Below are 18472 nucleotides of genomic sequence, written 5' to 3' on the forward strand. Positions count from 1 at the left end.
AGTAAAAAAGTTGTCAACTGACACACCGCTATCGCGAGCAGGCTCACTCCTACAGGGGGCCTGCATTTCAATCTAAAAAATTGGTGTTAGTTGGTTCAGGTGTTGGCTCAGAAACACTTCTGCTGAACTAAGAACAATCCTTTAGAGCGATCTAACCTAAGCGTTATTGGTTCTTTTACGAGTTGCGGCAGCTCGTCTAGCATCGGCTTTCAAGGGGAAACGTCTCACGCTGGGGAAACTGCAACTCACCGTAAAAAAGCTTCACTGCCTTCCAGAAATCCAAAACTACAGCAGACATTGCCGCGCATTGCTTGCCGCACTTTTATTGTCGGCGACGGCCGGGTATTAACTGCGATTCAAGGAGCTGTTATATGCATTACCGTTCCCGTTCATTACTGGCGGCTACTGTCGCGTGCGCCATCTGGCAACTTCCGGCCAATGCCGAAGAAACTGCGGCAAGCGCTGACAGCGAATCCCGACTCGGCACGGTGTTGGTCACCGGCACCCGGGGTACGTCACGCACCGTTCTCGATTCTCCGGTACCGGTCGACGTGCTCACCGCAGAAGACCTGAAATCCGCCGGCGCCGCTGACGGTGAACTGGGCGCGGCGTTGCAGACGCTGTTGCCATCCTTCAGCCTGCCGCGCCAATCCAACTCCGGTGGCGCCGACCATGTGCGCGCGGCGCAACTGCGTGGCATGAGCCCGGATCAGGTGCTGGTGCTGGTCAACGGCAAGCGTCGCCATACGTCAGCGGTGGTCAACGACTCATCGAAGATTGGCCGCGGTACCGCACCCGTGGATTTCAACTCGATCCCGCTCAGCGCGATCAAACGCATCGAAGTGCTGCGTGACGGTGCCGGCGCGCAGTACGGCTCCGATGCGATTGCCGGGGTGATCAACATCATTCTCGACGACGCGCCCGAGGGCGGCGAAGTGTCGACCAGTTATGGCGCTTATCACACCCATCAGGACGCCATCGACAAGACCACCACCGACGGCCAGAACAGCGTGACCACCGCGAAGATCGGCACGCGCCTGGGCGAAGAGGGCGGGTTTATCCGCGGCGGCACCGAATACAAGGATCGCAACCCGACCAACCGCGCCGGTTTTGACGGCTTTGCCGATACCCCAGGTCAGCGCAACTATGTGATGGGCGACGGCGTCGCGCGCGACGTCAATCTCTGGTTCAACAGCGAACTGCCGCTGGCCGGCGGCAAGGCCTACAGCTTTGGCACTTATAACCAGCGCCACACCACCGGCGCCGAGTTCTATCGTTATCCGTACGAACAGCCGCAGTTCTACCCCAACGGCTACTTGCCGCAATCGCTCGGCGACAACAAAGACGTCTCAGCCACGGCCGGGTTCAAAGGCCTGATCGGTGACGATTGGGACTTCGACAGCAGCGTCACCCACGGTCGCAACCGCTTCGATGGCTCGACCCGGCGCACGCTTAACGTCAGCCTCGGCGAAGACTCACCGACGAAGTTCGACACCGGCGATTACGAGCTGCGTCAGACCACCAGCAACCTCGACTTCAGCCGTGAACTGCGTCTCGGCGAGCGCTCGTTCGTACTGGCGGTGGGCGGCGAATACCGCTACGAAAACTACCTGACCTATGCCGGTGACGAGGCCTCGTATATCGGCTCCGGGGCGGACGGCGCCAATGGCCTGCGCCCGAGCGAAGAGTCGGATCTGGATCGCAACGTGTTCGGCACCTATGCCGAGTTGTCCGGCGATCTCACTGATCGCTTGTTCGTCGACGCCGCCACGCGCTGGGAGCATTACGACGACGCCGGCAGCAAACTCACCGGCAAACTCAGCGGTCGCTACAAACTCACCGAGCAATGGGCCTTGCGCGGTGCGGTTTCGAACAACTTCCGCGCGCCGTCGCTGGCCCAAAGCGGCTTCCAGAACACCACCAGCAACTTCGGCGATGGCGGCACGCTGACTGATATCCGTGTGCTCTCGGTCAACGATCCGATCGCCCGTGCACTCGGCGCCGAGAAGCTTGATCCGGAAACCTCGAAGAACTTCAGCCTTGGCCTGACTGTCCAGTTGAACGAACGCTTCGACGCCTCGCTGGACGTGTTCCGCATCGACGTCAAAGATCGCATCACTCTGTCGCAACGCATTGGCAGCGATGCTCTGGAAAACTACATCAATGACAACTTCGGCGTTGCTGGCGTGCACGACGTCAACTTCTTCACCAACGCGGCGGACACCAGCACCCACGGCGCCGAACTGGTGCTCAACTACCACCAGCCGTTCTACGAAGGGCAACTGGGCCTGACCACCGCGTACACCTACAACCACACCAAAGTCACCAGCACCAAAGGCACACCGTCGCAACTGACGGCACTGGGCATTGGCAATGACGCCCTCGTTGGCGTCGAAGAAACCAATACCCTGACCGACGCTGCGCCGAAGGATCGCTTCATCTTTTCCGCTAACTGGGCCAGCGAGCATTGGGGCCTGCTCGGGCGGTTGACGCGACAGGGCGAGACCACCCGGGTGTTCGACTTCGGCGACTCGCAACCGGAGCAAACCTATGGCGCCGTGTGGCAACTGGACGCCGAGGTGGCTTACAAATTCACGCCGAAATTCAACATTGCCGTGGGCGGCAACAACCTCACCGACAACTACCCGGAACGTTCCGGTTCGGCGATCAACTACGGCGGCAACCTGCCGTACGACGTGCTCTCGCCGATCGGCACCAATGGCGCCTACTACTACGCCCGCGCCACCTATGGTTTCTGACGCGGGGCCGGGGCGGCACCTGCCGGTGTTTCAGGCGTTGCTGATCACGCTGGGCATGGTGATCACCACCGACATCCTGAAAACCGCGCCGACAGTGGCGCTTAACGTCGGGCCGGAGCATTTCTATTGGGTGTGGGTGCTTGGCGGCGTCGCATCAATGATCGGTGCGCTGTGTTTTGCCGAGATGGCCACGGCGTTTCCGCACCCGGGCGGCGACTATCACTTTCTGCGCACGGCGTATGGCGAGCGCATGGGATTTTTGTTCGCCTGGTCGCGGTTTTCGGTGATGCACACCGGGTGGATAGCGTTGTCGGCGTTCATGTTTGCCGATTATGTCGATGCGGTGGTGCCGCTGGGTCAGTACGGTTCGGGGCTGTTTGCCGGGGCGGTGATTGCGGCGTTGGTGCTGCTTAATCTTGCCGGTAAACACATCGGCTTCATCACGCAGACCTTGCTGGTTGGCCTGCTTGCACTGGGTTTTTTGAGCATTGCCAGTGCCGGTGTTTTTCTGGCCTGGCAAGGCATCGAAGCGCCTGCGCCGAGTCTTGCGCCCGTCGCGCAAAACACTGGCATGGCTGGCTTCTCGGCGGCGATGATTTTCGTCTTTCTGGCGTTCGGAGGCTGGAGCGATGCGGCGACGTTATCGGCAGAAGTGCGTGATGGCCGGCGGGGAATTTTCATCGCCATGCTCGGTGCGCTGAGTGTGTTGATGGCGATCTATCTGGCGCTCAATTGGGCGTTCGTTGTGGGCCTGGGATTCCCGGGACTGGCCGCCAGCAATGCACCGGCGGTGGAGTTATTGAACCGCGCCTTCGGTGCTCCGGGTGTCATGTTGATACTGCTGATGGTTGGCATCGCCGCGATCGCGACCATCAACTCGACCTTGCTGGTCGGCGCTCGCACCACTTACGCGGCTGCGCGTGATGTGCCGCAACTGCGCAGTTTCGGCGCCTGGGATGACCGGCATGGCGTGCCGCGCAAAGCGTTGCTGGCAGAAGGTGCGGTGGCGTTGTTGCTGGTGCTGTTTGGCAGTTTCACCCAGAGTGGATTCAATACGATGGTTGAATACCTGACCCCGGTGTACTGGCTGTTTCTGAGTTTGAGCAGCGTGGCGCTGATCATTCTGCGACGGCGTTTTCCCGAGGTGCCGAGGCCGGTGAAGGTGCCGTTGTATCCGCTGTTGCCGCTGCTGTTCTTCGGGTTGTGCCTGTACATGCTGTATTCCAGCGTGACGGTGGTGGGGTTTGGGGCGTTTTTCGGGATTGGGGTGTTGTTGGTGGGTGCGGTGATATTGGCAGTATTGAGCCGACTGACGCCAAGCCCTCACCCCAGCCCTCTCCCGGAGGGAGAGGGGGCCGACCGAGGTGTCTTGGGGGATACATCGACCTGAAAGACCGAATCGATTATGGATTCATTGAAGCAAACTCAGGCTGAGGTCGATCATGGATTCAGTGAAGCACGTTCAGGTCGGCGTACTCCTCCAATATCCCCGGATCGGTTCCCTCTCCCTTTGGGAGAGGGCTAGGGTGAGGGGCTTCTGATTCTAGAAGGACACCTGCGCCGGCTGCGACAACCGCAGCACCGACAAGTCCCCGGTAATACGCTTGTAAGCCAGCCGAATCGCTTCAATATTGCTCACATTCTTCGCACTGTTCTCATGCAAGATCACAATCACCTTGGTACTCAACCGCTCAGGTTCCTTCGCTCCCTTATCCCGCCACTGCCCATAGGCATCAAACACACTGAACCCATCCGGAAAGCGCGACGTGACCTCCTGATCGAGAAACTCGCGCCAGCGCGCCGGGCTGACTGCACCGTCCTTGCCATCGATCGAACCCACCGAGAAATACAGCTCGGTGCGAATCCACTGCGCCTGCGCCGGACGCGAGGCGTCGCCCTGCAGAGTGGAACTGGATGGATCGTGGGTGTGAACAGAGGCGGGAGGAGGGCTGGCGCAACCGGCGACCGCAACGAACAGTGCAACCAGTAACAAGCGTTTTGGCATGGAGCTTTCCTTCTTATATGAGTGCAGGCGGGGCAATTATAGAATGCGAGCTAAATAGCGATAAAAGATTAAAAAACTTACCTGGCCTCTATTTCTGGAATAAGAGGTTGCGGCGTATTTAATCGTTTCATGTCCAAGGGTTTTAAAGCGGTTCGCGTCAGTTTCGGGTATGTGCTGCCGTGCGCCAAGTGTTAAGTGATGACTTTTGCTTCTTGAATAGTCGGACAATTAATTGATCATCTCAGATGCTCGAGGAATTTGCGTATCAGATTTTTTATATTGAAGCGTTGTTCGGAATGGGTGGCATAACCTGCTGATAAGTTTGCTTTTTAATGAATTTATAATTTTTTGAAATAACCTGCGCGGATTGTTTGGCTGTTTGTGTTTAAGGAAAGTTTTTCTTCATGGGAATCAGCTTGTTGTGTTTGCGATTTAGTTTTTAAATTGACGCTGTGAGGGGGCGAGACTAGGTTCTTTCTTCACAACTTTACTTGACTAAGTATTTGTCTGATTTCGAATGTCGCGCGATTTTTCGTGTGAGTTTTTTGCATGCCTTATAGCGCCTGTGTTCTGCGTGAGTGCAGGGTTGTTATTCACACTCAATGGTATGAAAGGAGTGTCAGTGGTCATGGATTGTTTAAGAGAAACACGTGTTGGAAATGTACTGTCAGGATGGAATCACTTGTCGGTAGTTGGGCCGATCAATGTGCAGAATACTGCGGGTGCGCGTATTCAGTTATCCTCTGGCGAATGGTGCGACGATTATATTATGGGCTGGGGTTCATGCCTGTTAGGGCACGATAGTCCGGTCATCAAACATTCGATCAGCAAAGCCCTGGAGCGAGGTTTTCTCCAACAATACGAAACCGATGAACATCGCCTGTTGAGCGAGAAGTTTTGCGCGGTGGTGCCGTGCGCCGAGAAGTTGCGACTGGTGAACTCCGGCCTGGAAGCCACCATGTATGCAACGCGCATTGCCCGTGCCGTTACCGGCAAACGAATCATCATCAAGTTTGAAGGCCATTTTCATGGGCTCAATGATTCGCTGACCTGGAACGTGGATTCTTCGCCACGCTCGGGTGAGGTATTGGCCGGCGGAGAACTGGAGCGTCTGTCAGGTACTGTGGGTATTCCGAACGAATTCGGAAGTTTGACGGTGGCGGTTTCTTGGAACGATCTGCAAGCCGTGGAGCACGCCTTTGAAAAGTACAAGGACGATGTCGCGGGCGTGATTCTGGAACCTGTCGCCCTGAACCTCGGCTGCATCAAACCGGACGAGGGCTTTCTGCAAAAGTTGCGGGCATTGACCACGCGGCACGGGGCGTTGTTGATTTTCGATGAAGTGCTGACCGGGTTTCGCGCCAATATCGGCGGTGCGCAGAAAGATTTCGCGGTCACTCCTGACATTGCCGCCTTCGGCAAGGCGTTCGGTTGCGGCATGCCCATCGCCGGGATTGCCGGTAAAGCCGAGTACATGGATGTCATCGCGCCCCGCGGTCCGGTACAGATCAGCGGCACCAACACCGGGCGCTATCTTTCTGTGTCCGCCGCACTTGCCGCTATCGATCACCTGCAGGACGGTGCGGTGCATCGGCACGTCGCCGCGCTGGAGTCTCAGTTGAAATCGGGACTTCGGGATGTCTTCGATAAACACCGGATTCCTTGCCATATCGATGGTTATGGCGGTCGAATCGGCGTCCATATCGGCACTTCCGAACGTCCTCGGACAATGAAGGAGATAGAAGGTTTTTATCCGATCGATTTTGCCCAGAAGTTGTTTTATCTGTTGTCCTGCGAATACAACCTGTATGGCTTCCTGATGCCCCTTGGTTACTGTCCTGAGCCGGTAACACTTAGCGCGGCGCACACAGCGGAAATGATCGCGGATGCCTGTGATCGACTGGATTCGGCACTCAAGAGGATTCCATTCCATGGAAAATGAACTTGATCAGGATATTTGCATTCGCCGATTCATAAAGTCCGATATGCCGGCAGTGCTGGCACTGGTCGCACAAATTGGTTCCAGCGAGGACTTGACTGAATCTGCCGGTGAGCAATTTGCCCGGGAACTCGCTGACCCAAACCATGAGGGCGATCGTTTTATTGCCGCACTAGGCGATGTGGTTATCGGAACCATGGGGTGCGCTCCGGGCCCTATCCCGTCAAAGCATGTGTTATGGGCAGACTGGTTGATTGTTGACAGTGAATATCGTCGATATGGCGTTGCGTCCTTGTTATATGACGAGATTGAAAAGTTTGCACTGGAACATAAGAAGGCCTGGCTGTGTCTCGATATCGGCAATATCGACAGAGAACGGGCGGCCTACCGCTTTCATTTACGCAATGGCTTTCAGATCGTCGGGCAACTTCCCGATTATTGGGGTGAGTTTGAACACTTGAACATCATGGCTAAATCTCTCAAATCAAAGGATTGAATTTATCATGGGCGTTTTGAATGACATTACTGCATTGCAGGACGAGGCGGTTTATTGCCGCGAAAAAGGTTTGGTGATCGGGCTTTGTCACGGTTGTTTTGACATTGTTCACCCTGGGCATATTTATCATCTGCAGCGCGCCAATACGATGGTCGATCGACTGTTCGTATCCGTCACCGCAGACCCATACGTGAACAAAGGCGCGGACCGGCCGGTATTTCCCGATCGAAAGCGCGCGGAGTTTCTCGCTTCCATCCGTTATTGCGATTACGTCATCGTCAACCATACAGCTACCGCTGAATTCATGATCAAGACATTGCGCCCCAATTTGTATTTCAAGGGCGCGGATTACACCGATGGATCGGACACCAGACTGCAGGCGGAGCGGGCGCTGGTTGAAAGCGTGGGAGGGCGGATGGTGCTGACGGACGACAAGATATTCGACTCGACTTCCAGGATCGCTCAACTGGTCATGGCCAAGAACAGCTGACAGGTAAACAACCATGTCGAACCTTTTACTGATTGATCTCGACGGAACAATGATCGACACACCGCATTTCGAAGCCTGGCGCAATGCGGCCCTTGAGTTTTCAGGACAGCAACTGACATCGCAGCAATACATCGAGCACATCGCCGGGCGGCCACGCATGGAAGGCGCTTCCCGACTGCTGGCGCTGACCACCCGTCATGCCGGCGGTGCAATGTCCGCAAGGTTCAGCGCCGACGAGCTGGCCGCGTACAAACAGGAGGAATTCCAGCGGCTCTCACCGGGCACCGAGCTGTTCGAGGATTCTTTGCGATTGCTGCAGCGCATCGAAGCGTCTGCGCAGCCGGTGATGTTCTATACGGCGTCGCTGAATGCTCCGCAATTGTTCGAGGCGGCGCTGAAACGGGCGAACGTATGGGGACAGGCGCCGGTCTCGATTACCCGGCAAGCACCACATCAAACCCGCGACAAACTGGTTCAACAACTGATCGGCGACCACGCTCCGCAGGATGTTCAGCTGATCGATGACAGCCCCTATGCGACTGACCTGGCGTGCGGCCTGGGCGTGCGCGCCTGGCAGATTCGCCGTGATCCGCTTGAACCCAAGGCTAGCCATCCACGCGCTTCAATACTGTCATCGCTTGATGAATTCACGCTGGCGCACTCACCACAGGGAAGGAATTAACCATGAAAAAGGAATCAACTGTTCTTGTTACCGGCGGTGCTGGCTACATTGGCTCGCGTCTGGTGCCCAAACTGCTTGCCGCCGGGTACAGCGTCCGGGTGCTGGATGCGCTGTATTTCGGCAACGGGCTCGAAGGTGTGCTGAACCATCCTGGCCTGGAACTCATCAAGGGCGACATACGCGATCCGGCGCTCGTGGAAACGTCGCTGCAAGGTGTCGACACTGTTGTGCATCTTGCTGCAGTGGCGAACGATCCGAGTTTCAATTCGGCTCCGGAACTGGGCCAATCGATAAACATCGATTGCCTGCCGCATCTCATGAGCAGCGCCAAGCGTCTGGGTTGCCGGCGTTTTATCTACGCGTCTTCAGCGAGTGTCTACGGCGTCAATGCAGAACCTTTTGTCGACGAACGCCAGCCCTGCGTGCCCATCACCGACTACAACCGGTTCAAGGCTGATGGCGAGAAGATACTCTTCGAACTGACCGATTCATCGTTCGAGACTGTCGCGGTTCGCGCCGCCACGGTGTGCGGCTGGTCGCCCCGGCAACGTCTGGATCTGACCGTGAACATCCTGACCGCCAGTGCGCTGGCGCGCGGTGAAATCACCGTATTCGGCGGCAGTCAGTATCGCCCTAACGTGCATATCGGCGATCTGACCCGGCTGTATACGATGCTGGTCGAACGGGAGTCCCTGGGCGAGGTGTCCGGGACGGCAATCAATGTCGGCTACGAGAACCACACGGTGACCGACATTGCCAGTCAGGTAAAAGAGATTGTCGATCGGTACTTCCGCACCAATGTGCCGATCACCACGACCCACAGTGACGATGTTCGATCCTACCGGCTGGATTCCCGACGGGTGCAACAGACGCTGGGTTTCGAATTCATCTTTTCGATCCGCGATGCGATCGTCGAAATCTGCGAGCAGTGGCAGTCGGGGAACTTCAAGGACAGCGGCGATGTGTTAGCGGATATCCGTTATCACAACGTACGCAACATGCTGCACAACGACTGGTCGTTCCAGGCGTCAGGAGGCGCATCGTGCTGAGCATTTCCTACGGCGAGCACCGCGAAGACATTGTCGCGATCAACGCGAGATCGTCATCCTTCGCGGCGTGCGTGGCGACCCTGGCCAATCCCTTGCTCGGCGTGCGTGCGCACATGCCCAACGCATCGCCACGCAGCCGGCGCACGCAGTTGCTGTTGGCGGGGGTGTATGCGGCCGGTGTCGGCGTCTCGCGGGAAATCATTGCCTTGCCCGCGCCGGCCATCCTGCGGCTTTACGATGTTGATACGGGGTTGCCGCTTGAGCCGGCAAGCAACGAACCCGTGGTGGTGTTGGCACTCGATCAGGCGACCGTCAGCAGTTGCGAGCAGTTTCAGCTGGCCGGAGTGCAATATGAGCTGACGGTCACCCAGTTCATTGATGCCCCGGATCAGGCGGCGGTGTTGACGCAGATCAGTTTGAAACGCCTCGGCACGGGCACCGCACGCCATCGATTGAGGCTTGATTACGGAGTGGATGGCAGCGCGTCGAACGAATACCTCGGGGCTTGTGACTGGCTGACCGCGCGGCATTACCATTTCGGGGAAAGCGTTGTCGATCAAGCGTCGTTCAGCCTGATCGTCGACACGGCCGAGCAGCGGCTGCGTTATGACGTGCGCGTCGAACAGGCGGATTCAACGGCGAGTTCCGTCGTTTCCTGGCGGCAGGGGCAAGAGGGTTGTGTGGCTTCGGTAACCCTCGACTTTGCAGCGGTCAGCCAGCACCGGTTGGTGACGCATTGGCGGGTGGGCGTCGATAGCGATCAGACCCACCCTGACACGTTTGCCGGCGACTTTGATGTCGCAAGGATTCAAGGCTGTCATTTGAGCCAATGGAACAGCCTCTGGCGTGAGCATGAAGTCACCATTCAGGCTCCGCACACGTGCACTGATCTGGGTATGAAGTACGCAGTATTCCAATTGCTGCAACATGGCCTCGGCGCAGCGCATGGCGTCAATGGCACGATATCGCCGGCGCGAGGCCTGACCAGCACTTACCATTCTGGTGCGACGTTCTTCGACACCGAACTGCACAAGTGCATGTTCTGGATCTGGAACGCGCCGGACGTTGCCAGGGCATTGATTGACTACCGCTACACCTTCATCGAAAAAGCGCTGCAGTTCGCGCGCTCCACTGGCTTTTGCGGCGCACGGTTCCCGGAGGCGTCCAACGATCAGGGCGGCGAAAATGGCCCGCATTATGTGCTGTCCTATCCTGAACAGGACATAAGGCGAGAGTGGAGTGTCGATGAGGTGCTGCACATTTCGGCAGACGTCAGCTATGCCGTGAACAAGTACTGGGCGGTAACCGGTGATGACGCGTTCATGGCGTCTCGGGGCTTCGAAATCCTGATTGAAAGCGCTCGATTCGCGGCATCGGTGTTCAAGTGGTCAGAGAGCAAGCAGGCCTATGGGGTGAATTCGGTCATGGGCCCGGACGAGTATCACTACCACGTGAACAACAGTTTCTTTACCAATTACCTGCTGCGCTGGAGTATCCGGCGGGTGCTTTCATTGCTGGACCGCCCGGGCTTTCCCGGGGTGTCTGGCGCGCAACGCCGACTCTGGCAAGCGATAGCCGATAACGTCTACCTGCCGTGGATCACGGTGGACGGGGTGGCCATTCCTGAGGAGTTCGAAGGTTATGCGGCATTGCCGGACACCCGCCTGCGTGTGGTCAAACAGCGTGGGCCGCAGTTTGCCGACGAGGTCGAACGCGACAGCGCGGAGAAACTGCAAAACTTCGATTCGCAACTGGTCAAGCAGGCTGACATCGTGCTGTTGATGTCGATGTTTCCCGACGATTTTTCAGCGGCCGTGAAGCGGGCCGCGTTCAATTACTATGAACCGCGTACGGTGCATGAGTCCTCGTTGAGTTACGGCCCGCATGCCGTCGTCGCCGCGCATCTGGGCGAGACGCACACCAGTGCCGATTTCATTGCCCGGGCCAGCCGCTATAACCTCGACTTCACGCCGGTCGACGACTACAGCAACGGGCTGCATCTTTCCGCCTATGCCGGCGCCTGGCAAGGATTGGTCGAGGGGCTGTCGGGGCTGGATATCGAATCGGGCCAACTGGCCTTCCGACCGAAGTTGCCCGCACACTGGCAGGCTTACCATTTCACTCTGCAGTTCCGCGGGCAAAGACTGCGGATTTCCGTACTCGGTGACGACGAGCTGGAGATTCGCCACGGCGATCGCCAGTTGCCGACCCAGCGCGGCGAGGATGGACGAATAGGCCTCAAGGAGGGGCACCCATGATTTCTATCAAAGAACGCTTGTCACCTTACAACGAAGCCTTGGGTGTCTTGCCGTTTCGCAAGTTGCTGATTGGCCAGGGCCTGTCGATGGCCGGCGATGCCATCTGCCTGGCGGCGCTGCCGATCGCACTGATTCGCGACGGTTTCGGTGGTGATGTATTTGGTTTCATCATGGCTGCCGTCGGTGTCGGAACCGTTATCGGTGCGCTGGCCGGGGGGATGCTGGCGGATCGCAAATCGCCCCGGCAGGTACTCATCTACACCGATACGGCGCGAGGCCTTGCGCAACTGGCCGCCGTTGCGCTGCTGGTGACAGGGGCGCACTGGGGCTTTTTGGTGCTGGCGTATCTGATCTTCGGTATCGGTATTGGTGTATCGAAACCCTGTGCACAGGTGCTGCTGGTCAATCTGTTGCCGAAAAAGGCCCTGGTGGCGGGCAACGGGGCGATGAACTTCATCGATAACCTGGTCGCCATTCTGTTTCCGGCGACGCTAGGGGTGTTCATCATTCTTTGGGACCCAGTGTGGGGGATCCTGATCGATGGGCTGACCTTCTTCTGCGCTGCCATTTACACCGCGCAGCTGCCGAATGTCGGCCACCATGAATCGGAAGAAGAGTTCTCGCTGCGTGAAGCGCTCAACGGCATCACCGTGGTCGTCAACAACGCCACGCTGCTGTTGGGTTTTGCCGCGACGCTGGTGGTGAACGTGTTGTGTTTCCCGATCTTTCTGGTCGTTGCCCCTTATGCGATCAGTCAGCGCTTCAGTGAAGACATGTGGGGTTATTGCCTGGCGGCATCGGGGTTCGGCGCTTGCATCGGTTCGGTCATCACGGTGCTGGCCTCGGGGCATGAGCGACTGGTGGGGCTCGCCGTCACTTGCGGATTGTTTCTCGCGGGGGCAATGGCCTTGCTCGGGCTGGGCACATCGGCGTGGATGGCGATTCTGGGGGCGACGTTCGTCGGCATCGTCGAAGCCTCCTGGCTCACCGGCTGGGCAACTGCCATGCAGACACATTCCCCGGAGAAGGATCTGGGCAAGGTCGTGGCGGTCGATACCTTCGTGACCAGCGGCGTGCACCCCTTCATCTATCTGGGCAGCGGTGTGGTCGGCGGAATCGTCGGCTACTCCCAGACCCTCACGCTTACCGCTGTTGTCAGTGCGGTCGGGACCCTGCTGATTGTCCTGACTTCCCTCATGTTCATGCCAAGGAGTGCGCGAAATGATCAAGTGCAATAACGTCCAGGAACAGGCCCAAGACCTTTCGAGCGAGATTGTCGAGCGCTGGCAGGCGCTCCTGCAGTCAGGCGAATTCATCCTGGGTGAAGAGGTTCTGGCGTTCGAAGCCTGGATGTCGGAACGCTGTGGCGGGGCGCATGCGGTGGCCCTCAATTCAGGCACGGATGCGTTGTTTCTGGCATTGCGTGCGCTGGATATCGGGCCTGGCGACGAAGTCATTACCTGCGCCAATACCTTTGTTGCCACCGTCGGTGCCATTGTGGCGGCAGGTGCCCGGCCGATCCTGGCGGACGTGGGCGACGATGAGCTGATGAACGTCGATACGATTGCGCCCCTTTTGAATGAGCGGACCAAAGCGGTCATTCCGGTCTATCTGCGCGGACGTCCGCTGAATATCGATGCCATCCTCGACCTGTGCCGTGCCCGCGCAGTGGCCGTCATCGAGGATTGCGCACAGGCGATCGGCACTACCCTCGACGGTCAGCAAGTCGGCACTCGAGGCGATGCCTCAGCCTTTTCCATGCATCCGTTGAAGACGCTTGGGGGCCTGGGGGATGGCGGTATGCTGGTCACCCGCAATCCGAAGATTGCCGAATACGCACGTATTGCACGCAATCATGGCCTGGAAACCCGTAACGAATCGGTGCGGTTCGGGATCAATTCGCGCCTCGACTCGTTGCAGGCCGCGGCGCTCAATGTCAAAGCGCAGTATCTGGATCAATGGCTGAAAAGACGTGTGGAAATCGCCGCTTTCTATGATGACGTCCTCGGCACCACTCGTACGGGTACCGACCTGGGTGGCGGCAAGCCGGGAAATTCCTATTATCACTATGTCGTGCAGTCGCAAAATCGTGATCGCTTGCAGGCGTTTCTGGCGCAGTACGATGTGCAAACGGCGATTCATTATCCGCTGCCCATCCATTGGCAAAAAGCTTGGTTGAGCAGTCAGCCGCGCCTCGTGCTGGCCAATACCGAACGTCTGTCCCGGCAAATGCTCACCCTTCCTTGTCATCATCATTTGTCGGATGGCGAGGTGGAGAAGGTCACCACGCTGATCAAGCAATTCGAACGCACGGAGGGGCGGTGAATATCGATATCGAATGCGTAGTGATCGGCGCCGGTGTGCTCGGGCTGGCGGTGGCCCGGGCACTGGCCTCCAGTGGGCGTGAAGTGATTGTGGTGGAGGCGGGCGAGGGCATCGGGAAGGGCATCAGTTCGCGCAATTCAGAGGTCATCCATGCCGGTATCTATTACGCCGGCAACAGCTTGAAGGCGCAAATGTGTGTGCAAGGCAACCGTCGTCTGTATGCCTTCTGTGAGGCGCACGCCGTGGCTTGCCAGCGTCTGGGCAAGCTGATCGTTGCGACCGATGACGCGCAGCGCGGTGCCTTGCAACGCTTGTGGGAGCAGGGGCGGCGCAACGGTGTCGAGGGCTTGCAGTTGCTCGACGCGCGCCAGGCGCTGGCGCTGGAGCCGGAACTGTCCTGTGTCGCGGCACTCTGGTCGCCCTCCACCGGAATTGTCGACTCCCATGCCTTGATGCTCGCCCTGCAAGCGGATGCCGAGTCCATGGGTACCTCGTTTGCCTTTCATACCCCGTTTGAATCCGCCCGCTGTCACCCTGCCGGGATCGAGTTGCGGATGGGCGGTGCGCAGCCCATGACCCTGGGTTGTCGCGAATTGGTCAATTGTGCCGGTTTGTCGGCGCCGCAAGTCGCAAGTCGTATCACCGGCCTGTGCTCATCGTTCATCCCCGTGCCGCGGTTGTGCAAAGGCAGCTATTTCAGCTTCAGCGGGCGGATACCTTTTCGCCATCTGGTCTACCCCGCACCCGAAGCCGCCGGACTCGGTGTCCACATGACGCTCGACCTCGCGGGGCAGGCGCGCTTCGGGCCGGATGTGGAATGGGTCGCGGACGTTGATTACCGCGTTGACCCGCAGCGGGCCGACAGCTTTTATCAGGCGATTCGCCGCTATTGGCCGGGGCTGCCCGATGGCAGTCTGCAACCGGCGTACAGCGGCATCCGCCCGAAGATCAGCGGCGAACAGCAACCGGCGGCGGACTTTGTCATCAGTGGCCCAGCGGCGCATGGCGTGCCGGGTCTGGTGAATCTGTTTGGCATCGAGTCTCCGGGGCTGACGAGCTGTCTGGCTTTGGCGGACCGCGTCGTGCAGGAAATCGGCGGTTGTTCGCCTCATTGATTACTCACGTACTCGCCGCCGGCTGCGCCAGCGCAATTCCCGCCGCCCCCAGACGCTTGAGCACTTCGAACAAAAGATCGCTCTTGGTCACCCCGACAATCCTCGGGCTGCCCACGTACCCGGTCACCGTCAAGGTGATTCCGTCCGGCGACAGCTTGCTGAAGCGCACGAACGGCGCCGGTTTATCGAGGATGGTTTCGTTCTCCCGATAAGTTGTGAGCAACAGGTCTTTGACGGCTTCGGGATCGATGTCCAGCGGGAACACCAACTCCAGCGATGCGACGCCTTGCGCGCTGCCGCCCAGTGTCACGTTGCGCAGGTTCTGCGAGATCAGTTGCGAGTTCGGCACGATCACAATCGAGCGGTCGCTGAGCTGGATTTCCGTGGCGCGCACGTTGATCCGGCGAATATCGCCTTCGACGCCACTGATGCTGATCAAATCGCCAACTTTCACCGGACGCTCGGTGAGCAGAATCAGGCCGGAGACGAAGTTCTTCACGATCTCCTGCAAGCCGAAACCGATGCCCACCGACAACGCACTGACGATCCACGCCAGATTGGTCCACTGCACGCCCAGCGACGACAGCGTCAGCAGAATCACAAAGGCATAACCGATGTTGGAAAACAGCGTGCTCAGCGAAGCGCACATGCCCGGGTCCATGTCGGTCTTGGGCAGAAACTCATTGTCGAGCCAACGGCGCAGGGCGCGGATCAGCCAGATGCCGATCATCAGCGCCAGCACGGCATTGAGCAGATGGCCGGGAACGATGTTCAGCTTGCGCAACCCGGCGCCGCCAAGGATTGCCATGATATTGCTCGCCAGTTGCCCGAGCGTGGTGCCGATGCCGCCGACAAACAGAGCGATGACCGCCAGCAGCAACAGCGCGGCCCGACTGAAACCGGACAGCAGAATCGAAATCTGATCGAGTCGTCGATCACCGATACCCAATAACTGTTTGAGCGCCTGGCCGCTAGCGTGCCGTGGCGAAAACACGTGCTCGCAGACATCCTTGATCAACTGGATCAGCAGGTAGAAACCCGACAAGACAATGTACGCCCATACCAGCTCATAACTGATGAACCGCGCCAGCGACACGTAGCCAGCCAGCAGCGCGATCGCCGAGACAAACATCGAGATGCCGGCAATGGTGTAAATCACCCCGGCAAACGTGCTGTTCGCCGCCGCATCATTGTCCGCGACCAGCGCCTTGTGCACCTTGCCGACGCGCAACAGCAGGACCGTCACGATCGCCAGCACGACGATCGAAATGACCCCGCGCCCGGCGATCACGATCTGGCTGCTCATGCCGGTGGCGTTGCTGACCTGCACCAGCGTCACCAGCACCAGTAACGTGCAGGACAGAATGCGCGGGTAGGGCTTGAGCGCCAGCGCCACCTGATCGGCAATCGCCGGCAGGCGCCACGAGGGATGTTCGGTCGACAGCAACGCGCGGCTCAACCCGGTGAGCAGCACGCAGGCATACACGACCTTCTCGAACTCTTCGGAAAAAGTTTCCAGCACCGGCGGCAAAGGTTGATGGCGGGTGCAGGCGTAGAACAGCAACTGCAAGGCAATGCCGGTGGTGGCGATGGTCGCCAGCGCCGAGGCGAACGCCAGCGCACTGCGGCGCAGGCGTCCCTCGGGCATGCGGTAAATGCACACCCAGGTCAGACCCCGTTCCGCGAGCCTGCGCCCGAACGTCCAGATGATCAGCGCCAACGCCATCAGCACACTGGTATAGACGCGTTGGCCCGGGGCCCACACGGTGGCCCATGTGTCACGCACCTGCGCGACGAAAAAACGCAGACGCTGACGATCATCCTCGGTCGGACTCACCAGTGGCGACCAGAAACTTGGACTCAACACGCTGTCAGTGCCCAGCGTCAGCTCACTTTCCAGCAGTGTGCGACGGATGCCGGCGATCTGCGTAATCAGATCCGCCGCGCTCTGCTTCAACGCCGCCAGGCTCTTCAGCGTCCCGTCTACTTTGTTCTTCTGCTCCGCCAGGGACGCCCGTTGCGCGACGATATCCGCCTGTTCCGCCGCTACCTCTGCGTCCGGCGCGGCCCCCAGCACTCCCAACTGCACGGCCAACTGCGCCTGCTGCGGCAACAACGCCGCCGACAACCGGTCGACATCCAGAATGAACGCCTGCACTCGATCCTGCGGACCTTCGAGCTGGTTGTAGTTGTTTGCTGCGGAAATCTGTTGCTTGAGGCCGTCGAGACGCAGTTGCAGGGCCTGCAAGTCACTTTGATTGATGACCGCAAGCGGCGCGGCGGCGCTCGTCGAGGGCGCTGGCAAATCCGCCGCCCACATTGACGAACCGGCGGGAACAAGCAGCATGAGCGCGACAAGGATCAGCGACTTCAATGTGTTGCGCATGGAGGGGGAGGCTCGAATTGATCACACAGTCTATGAGGTTAGGTGATCAGGGCGAGGGCCGAGAAAAAAATTCAGGTGGATGGCGCGCAACGTCGGCTCCGTGGCGCACCTTTGAGGCTGGCTACCCTTGGGATCTCGATGGTTATACGTCGTCTGAATTTTTCCAGAAGGGCAGAAGCTTGCCCACTCGCTGTTGATAGTCGAGGTAGTTGTTGCCGAACGTTCTGACTAAATCGCGCTCTTCAAAATGAGTGCCGATCAATATGTAAATCGTACACGTCAAGGCGAAGACCAGATGTCCGACTGTCATGTTGGGTGTCGCCCAGAATGCGATGAGGAAACCCAGATACATGGGGTGCCTGACCATTTTGTAGAGCGATGGCGTGATGAAGGGTGAGGTTTGCACTTCAGTGCGCCGAAAAGCCCGAATTGCCTGGCTTACGCCAAATAATTCGGAATGGCTGATCAAGAAGGTCGCGAACGATATGAGTAGCCATCCGGCCCAGAAAAGCCCGGAAACCAGCGTGGCGGCAAAGCTCGATCGAATGCTCCAGATCGACATGGGAATGGGTTGCCATAGATAGAAGAGCAGCAACAGCATCAGGCTGCTCGACAGCACGTAAGTCGCTCGCTCCATGGCGGGAGGCAACCATTGCGCCAACCTTGCTTTAAAGCCTTGCCTGGCCATAACGCTGTGTTGAAGACCGAACAGCGTTATGAGGGCGATGTCGATCAGTATTGAAAGGGGCAGATTGCGATAGTCGCCTGAGTTGATGTTCTTGGGGACCACCAACCCGCCAACAAAACCGATCAAGTACAAAATCGTCAGCAGGAAAATGAAATAACAGCTCAGGCTGTAAAACAGATAGGCCAAACGGCTGGCCAGAGTTGCTGTTTGTGGTTTTACATTGGATGACATATTCATGATCGATTCTCTCGGTCATAGCGTGGACTGCAAACTCGCACCT

At 58.3% G+C, this 18472-nt stretch carries 14 protein-coding genes; 11 read left to right on the forward strand and 3 right to left on the reverse strand.

Annotated features, from left to right (window positions below; genetic code table 11):
* Nucleotides 1-371: 371 nt before the first annotated feature.
* Both ACW9IR_RS07315 and ACW9IR_RS07320 read left to right on the forward strand, forming a co-directional pair.
* Nucleotides 372-2759, forward strand: a complete 2388-nt coding sequence (locus tag ACW9IR_RS07315) for a TonB-dependent receptor plug domain-containing protein (protein ID WP_457462433.1) — start codon at nt 372-374, stop codon at nt 2757-2759.
* Nucleotides 2749-4149: an APC family permease gene (locus ACW9IR_RS07320; protein ID WP_457462435.1), complete on the forward strand. Its 1401-nt coding sequence runs from the start codon at nt 2749-2751 to the stop codon at nt 4147-4149. Before ACW9IR_RS07315 ends, ACW9IR_RS07320 begins: the two co-directional genes overlap by 11 nt.
* 153 nt (nt 4150-4302) lie before the next feature.
* Here the strand turns inward: ACW9IR_RS07320 and ACW9IR_RS07325 are convergent, their stop codons facing one another.
* Complete coding sequence (locus tag ACW9IR_RS07325; RefSeq protein WP_150707876.1) at nt 4303-4764, reverse strand: DUF3574 domain-containing protein; 462 nt, start codon at nt 4762-4764, stop codon at nt 4303-4305.
* 628 nt (nt 4765-5392) lie between these two features.
* Here ACW9IR_RS07325 and ACW9IR_RS07330 point away from each other — a divergent pair.
* The 9 genes from ACW9IR_RS07330 to ACW9IR_RS07370 are packed head-to-tail and all read left to right on the forward strand — an operon-like array spanning nt 5393 to nt 15118.
* Nucleotides 5393-6706, forward strand: a complete 1314-nt coding sequence (locus ACW9IR_RS07330) for an aspartate aminotransferase family protein (protein ID WP_457462437.1) — start codon at nt 5393-5395, stop codon at nt 6704-6706.
* A complete protein-coding gene (locus ACW9IR_RS07335) occupies nt 6696-7199 on the forward strand; it encodes a GNAT family N-acetyltransferase (RefSeq protein ID WP_180988074.1) in 504 nt (167 codons plus the stop codon). Before ACW9IR_RS07330 ends, ACW9IR_RS07335 begins: the two co-directional genes overlap by 11 nt.
* 7 nt (nt 7200-7206) lie before the next feature.
* A complete protein-coding gene (locus tag ACW9IR_RS07340) occupies nt 7207-7689 on the forward strand; it encodes an adenylyltransferase/cytidyltransferase family protein (RefSeq protein WP_052229445.1) in 483 nt (160 codons plus the stop codon).
* Between the two features lie 49 nt (nt 7690-7738).
* The gene (locus ACW9IR_RS07345) at nt 7739-8371 is read left to right on the forward strand and encodes a hypothetical protein (protein ID WP_457462440.1); all 633 of its coding nucleotides are present in this window, start codon (nt 7739-7741) and stop codon (nt 8369-8371) included.
* Nucleotides 8372-8373: 2 nt separating this feature from the next.
* Entirely contained in the window at nt 8374-9420 is a 1047-nt protein-coding gene (locus ACW9IR_RS07350) for an NAD-dependent epimerase/dehydratase family protein (RefSeq protein WP_457462442.1), read from the forward strand.
* Nucleotides 9414-11678, forward strand: a complete 2265-nt coding sequence (locus ACW9IR_RS07355; RefSeq protein WP_457462444.1) for a glycosyl hydrolase family 65 protein — start codon at nt 9414-9416, stop codon at nt 11676-11678. The genes ACW9IR_RS07350 and ACW9IR_RS07355 overlap by 7 nt, the downstream gene beginning before the upstream one ends.
* Nucleotides 11675-12916 (forward strand): MFS transporter, encoded by a 1242-nt coding sequence (locus ACW9IR_RS07360; RefSeq protein ID WP_095118508.1) that lies wholly within the window; start codon nt 11675-11677, stop codon nt 12914-12916. The genes ACW9IR_RS07355 and ACW9IR_RS07360 overlap by 4 nt, the downstream gene beginning before the upstream one ends.
* The gene (locus ACW9IR_RS07365) at nt 12900-14003 is read left to right on the forward strand and encodes a DegT/DnrJ/EryC1/StrS family aminotransferase (RefSeq protein ID WP_457462446.1); all 1104 of its coding nucleotides are present in this window, start codon (nt 12900-12902) and stop codon (nt 14001-14003) included. Before ACW9IR_RS07360 ends, ACW9IR_RS07365 begins: the two co-directional genes overlap by 17 nt.
* Nucleotides 14000-15118, forward strand: coding sequence for an NAD(P)/FAD-dependent oxidoreductase (locus tag ACW9IR_RS07370; RefSeq protein WP_457462448.1), 1119 nt, complete (start codon nt 14000-14002; stop codon nt 15116-15118). The genes ACW9IR_RS07365 and ACW9IR_RS07370 overlap by 4 nt, the downstream gene beginning before the upstream one ends.
* A gap of 4 nt (nt 15119-15122) precedes the next feature.
* Here the strand turns inward: ACW9IR_RS07370 and ACW9IR_RS07375 are convergent, their stop codons facing one another.
* Nucleotides 15123-17504, reverse strand: coding sequence for a DUF3772 domain-containing protein (locus tag ACW9IR_RS07375; protein ID WP_457462450.1), 2382 nt, complete (start codon nt 17502-17504; stop codon nt 15123-15125).
* A 142-nt stretch (nt 17505-17646) separates the two neighbouring features.
* On the reverse strand, nt 17647-18429 hold the full coding sequence (gene mddA / locus ACW9IR_RS07380; RefSeq protein ID WP_186616115.1) for a methanethiol S-methyltransferase: 783 nt from the start codon (nt 18427-18429) through the stop codon (nt 17647-17649).
* Nucleotides 18430-18472: the final 43 nt, after the last annotated feature.

The organism is Pseudomonas sp. SDT291_1_S447, assembly GCF_054070155.1.